Below are 4722 nucleotides of genomic sequence, written 5' to 3'. Positions count from 1 at the left end.
TGATTCGATGCCAGCAGATCCCGCCAGGCCGCCCAATCGTCGGCTTCGGGATCCGGGACCTTTGCCGCGACGAACCGAGGCAGATACTCGGCGATGCGCGGCTCACCGAGATCGTCGAGCTCGCTCGCGCTCAACATGCGTAGACCGGGGGCGATCGGGTGGACGCGGATCTCGCCGTCGCCGCCATGACGCAGCCAATAGGCCGAGCGCGGATCCGCCACGACCAGGTTAAAGGGCCGATAGGCGTCCGGGTCGAGATCAGCCAGCGCCCCGGCCGCCTCGGAGGCTTCTGCATGGTCGAGTGCCTCCAAGACCAGCTCGCCGCGACTGCGTTTGCCCGGCAGGGGTCCGAGCGTACCTTGGCGGTTCATGACCGCGGCGACGAGGCCATGATCGTTGACCCCGAGCCAGCTCCCGCCGGACTCCAGATCGAGCCCGGCACGCACCTCCGGGCGATCCGGCCAATGTCGGCCGGGCCGACCGCTCGGCCGCGTGCGCATCTCGTCGCGATTGGCCGCGATCAAGACCGGCCAGGCATGACCCGGACGGCGCAGAATGACGAAGGTACACATGAATTGAAACCCCTCGAGCAGGTTCGCGCCAGCGATGCGCAGTCGCGATGCGAGATCGGCCGCGCATTGAACATCGGTCGATCGTGCTCATCACGCCGACTAAGGCGATGACTTCGCGACGACAGACCCAAAGATCGGCGATGATGCTTCTCCGGCCCTAGTCGCGCGACGCCGGTTGGCCTGAACCGGCTTGCCAAGCACTTCGGGACTTGTGTTATAAACATCGATTATCCATCTATAAAATCAACCCAGAGAAACAACACCGAGCATGAGCGCAATCCTCGAGCTGTTTCGCAGTTCCGGCGCCCTTTACGGCGGCAATGCAGCCTTTATTGAAGACCTCTATGAACGCTATTTAAAGGACCCGGAAAGCGTCGATCTAGCTTGGCGCGAGCGCTTCCATGTCATGCACCAGGAGGCGGCCAACGAGGTCGCACACGGCCCGGTGCGCGAGAACTTCCTGCGGCTCGCCCAAGAAAGCCGCACGCGTGCGCGCACACGTTCCACCGAGCGGCTCGAGCCCGCCGCCGCGGAAAAACAGGCCGCCGTACTCTCCCTGATCAACGGCTACCGCTACCGCGGCCATCAGGTCGCCAACCTCGACCCGATCAAGCTGCGCGACATCCCCAAGATCGCAGACCTGGATCCGGCCTTCCACAACCTGGAGCCGGACGACATGGACCAGGTGTTCCACACGGGCTCTCTGTACGCCCCGGACCGCATGCCGCTGCGCGACATCATCGCGATGGTGGAGCAGATCTATTGCGGAACGGTCGGCTCCGAGTACATGCACATCACCGATACCCAGGAGAAGCGCTGGATCCAGAAGCGGCTCGAGGGCTATCGCGCGATACCCGAGCTCGACACCGCCGATCGGCGTTGGCTCTTGACCTTGCTGACCGCGGCCGAGGGCTTCGAGAAGTATCTCCACCAGCGCTATGTCGGTCAGAAGCGCTTCTCGCTCGAGGGCAGCGACGCCCTCATCCCGATGCTGGACGAGCTGATACAGCGCGCCGGACGCAAGGGCCAGAAGGAGCTGGTCATCGGCATGGCCCATCGCGGGCGCCTCAGCGTCCTGACCAACATCTTCGGTAAGCCGCCTCAGGACATCTTCGACGAGTTCGAGGGCCGGGTCCAGATGGATTGGCGGCAGATGGCCGGCGACGTGAAGTATCACATGGGCTTCGCCACCGACATCGATACCCCCGGCGGCATCGTCCATCTGGTGCTGGGCTTCAACCCGTCGCATCTCGAGATTATCAACCCGGTGATCGAGGGCTCGGTGCGCGCACGCCAGCGGCGGCGCCACGACCGCAGCGGCGATCAAGTCCTGCCCGTGCTCATCCACGGCGACGCCGCCTTCGCCGGCCAGGGCGTGGTCATGGAGACGCTCCAGCTCTCGCAGACGCGCAGCTACGCCACCGGCGGCACGGTGCACATCGTCATCAACAACCAGATCGGCTTCACGACCAGCAACCCGCTCGACACGCGCTCCACGCTCTACTGCACCGATGTCGCCAAGATGGTCCAAGCGCCGGTCTTTCACGTGAACGGCGACGATCCGGAGGCCGTCATCTTCGTCACCCGGATGGCGCTGGACTTCCGCAACCAGTTCCACAAGGACGTCATCATCGACCTGATCTGTTACCGGCGTCTCGGCCACAACGAGGCCGACGAGCCCGCGGTCACCCAGCCGATGATGTACAAAAAGATCCGCCGGCATTCGACCCCGCGGGCCGTTTACGCCGATCGCCTCGTCGCCGACGGACTCCTCTCCAAAGAGGAGACCGATGCCATGGTTGCGGATTATCGCGACTCCATCGAGCAGGGTGTGGTGGTCGCGCGCCCGGTGCTGTGCGGGCTGGATCATGCCTACCGCGTCGATTGGGGGTTCTGCCGCACCACCGATTGGGATCAGAACGTCGACACGGGTGTTCCGGTCGAGAAGCTTCGCGAGCTCAGCGAGGCCATGCTGCGCGTGCCCGAGGGCTTCGAGCTCCACCCCCGGGTCGATAAGCTTTGGGAGGAGCGGCGCAAGATGGCTCAGGGCGATCAGCTCCTCAACTGGGGCTTCGCGGAGAATCTGGCCTACGCCACCCTCGTCGACGCCGGGACTCCGGTGCGCCTGTCCGGACAGGATGCCGGGCGCGGGACCTTCTTCCATCGCCATGCCAAGATCCACGATCAAGTGACCGGCAACGCCTACACCCCGCTGCAGCACATCGGCGAGCATCAGGGTGCCTTCATCGCGATCGATTCGCTCCTATCCGAGGAGGCGGTGCTGGCCTACGAGTACGGCTTCGCGACCGCGGAGCCGAACGCGCTCACGCTCTGGGAGGCCCAGTTCGGGGACTTCGCCAACGGCGCACAGGTGGTGATCGATCAGTTCATCACCTCGGCCGGAACCAAGTGGGGTCTGTGCTGCGGGCTCGTGATGCTGCTTCCGCACGGACTCGAGGGCCAGGGCGCCGAGCATTCGTCCGCCCGTCTGGAGCGTTTCCTGCAGCTCTGCGCCGAGCACAACATCCAGGTCTGCGTGCCGACAACGCCGGCGCAGATGTATCACCTGCTGCGCCGCCAGATCGTGCGCGACTACCGCAAACCGCTCGTCGTCATGACCCCGAAGAGCCTGCTGCGGCATCGTCTCGCGGTCTCCGCGCTCGACGAGCTGACCGGCGGTCATTTCCAAACGGTGATCCCGGAGATCGACCCGATCGACCCCGCGCAGACCGAGCGCGTGGTCTTCTGCTGCGGCAAGGTCTACTTCGATCTGCTCGAGGCACGACGTGCGCGCGGCCTGACGAATGTCGCCATCATCCGCATCGAGCAGCTGTATCCCTTCCCCAAAGACCACTTCGACCGCGCGCTCGAGGCCTACGCCGCGACCGAGGAGATTATCTGGTGCCAAGAGGAGCCGCAGAACCAAGGCGCCTGGGACCAGATCAAACATCGCTTCCACAACCTGATGCAGGACGGCAAGCGGCCTTACTATGTCGGCCGTCCATCCTCCGCCGCACCGGCCGTCGGTCACCGCGCCGCGCATGTCGAGCAGCAGGAGCGGTTGATCGACGAGGCCCTGACCGGGCATTTCAATCCCAGCATGAATAAAAGGATCCCGCCACAATGAGCAGCGAAGTCCGTGTCCCCGCCCTTCCCGAGTCGGTTGCCGATGCAACCGTCGCGACCTGGCACAAACGCCCGGGCGATCCGGTCAAGCGCGAGGAGAACCTGGTCGATCTGGAGACCGACAAGGTGGTGCTCGAGGTCCCCTCGCCGATCGACGGCATCCTCGGCGAGATCCTGGCCAACGAGGGCGATCTCGTTCAGTCCGACGCCCTGCTGGCGCTGATCGAGGCGAGCGAGGCCGGCGCAGCACCCTCGGAGCGCGAGGCATCTCCGCCGCCCGCCAAAGCCGCACCATCCAAAGCCGCGTCGGCGAGCCCGACGAAGGTCGCACCGGCCGGCAGCGAGCCGCAGGTCGCACCCGCCGCACGCCGCCTGGTGAAGGAGTTGAATCTCGACCCGCAGGCGATCCCTGGCACGGGCAGAGACGGGCGGATCCACAAGGCCGACGTCATCGCCTATCTCGACGAGCGCGAGCAGGCCGCTCCGGCCAAGGATCCCGATCTGACCCCCGCGGGGCCCGCCCCCAGCCCGAGCCTCACCGGCGAGGCCGGCCGCCCCGAGCAGCGGGTGGCCATGACCCGTCTGCGTGCCCGCGTCGCCGAACGCTTGGTCCAGGCCCAGCAGAACGCGGCCATGCTGACGACCTTCAACGAGGTCGATCTGCAGGCCGTTCTCGCACTGCGCAGCCGCTACAAGGACCAGTTCGAGAAGACCCACGGGGTCCGGCTCGGCTTCATGTCCTTCTTCGTGAAGGCCGCCGTGGCGGCGCTCAAGCGTTATCCGGTAGTCAACGCCTCGATCGACGGCAACGACATCGTCTATCACGGCTATTTCGACATCGGCATCGCCGTCGGCTCGCCGCGCGGCCTCGTCGTGCCGATCCTGCGCGATGCGGACCAGATGACGTTGGCCGACATCGAGAAGAAGATCGCCGACTTCGGCAAGCGCGCCGGCGAGGGCAAGCTCGGTCTCGAGGAACTCACGGGCGGCACGTTTTCTATCTCCAACGGCGGCGTGTTCGGCT

3 protein-coding genes are annotated in these 4722 nt (G+C 65.4%); 2 read left to right on the top strand and 1 reads right to left on the bottom strand.

All coding sequences use genetic code 11. From position 1 onward, the window contains the following. Window positions 1-572 (bottom strand): NRDE family protein (locus tag VLR48_RS00535; protein ID WP_325289901.1); only part of this gene is annotated, 572 nt, incomplete at its 3' end. Between the two features lie 268 nt (window positions 573-840). Between VLR48_RS00535 and VLR48_RS00530 the strand changes: the two genes are divergently transcribed. Both VLR48_RS00530 and sucB read left to right on the top strand, forming a co-directional pair. Further along, a complete protein-coding gene (locus VLR48_RS00530) occupies window positions 841-3699 on the top strand; it encodes a 2-oxoglutarate dehydrogenase E1 component (RefSeq protein WP_325289900.1) in 2859 nt (952 codons plus the stop codon). Then, window positions 3696-4722, top strand: a 1027-nt coding sequence (gene sucB, locus VLR48_RS00525; protein WP_325289899.1) for a dihydrolipoyllysine-residue succinyltransferase, incomplete at its 3' end; no start/stop codon positions are given. The genes VLR48_RS00530 and sucB, both read left to right, overlap by 4 nt.

This window comes from Thiocapsa sp. (assembly GCF_035467215.1).
In the GTDB taxonomy this organism is placed as follows: domain Bacteria; phylum Pseudomonadota; class Gammaproteobacteria; order Chromatiales; family Chromatiaceae; genus Thiocapsa.
The sequence above is the reverse complement of the archived record's forward strand: the minus strand, read 5'-3'. Positions and strand labels throughout refer to the sequence as shown.

Excerpts from the sequence above, each read along its gene's own strand:
- VLR48_RS00530 (WP_325289900.1), top strand. The coding sequence starts at position 841 with ATGAGCGCAATCCTCGAGCTGTTTCGCAGTTCCGGCGCCCTTTACGGC.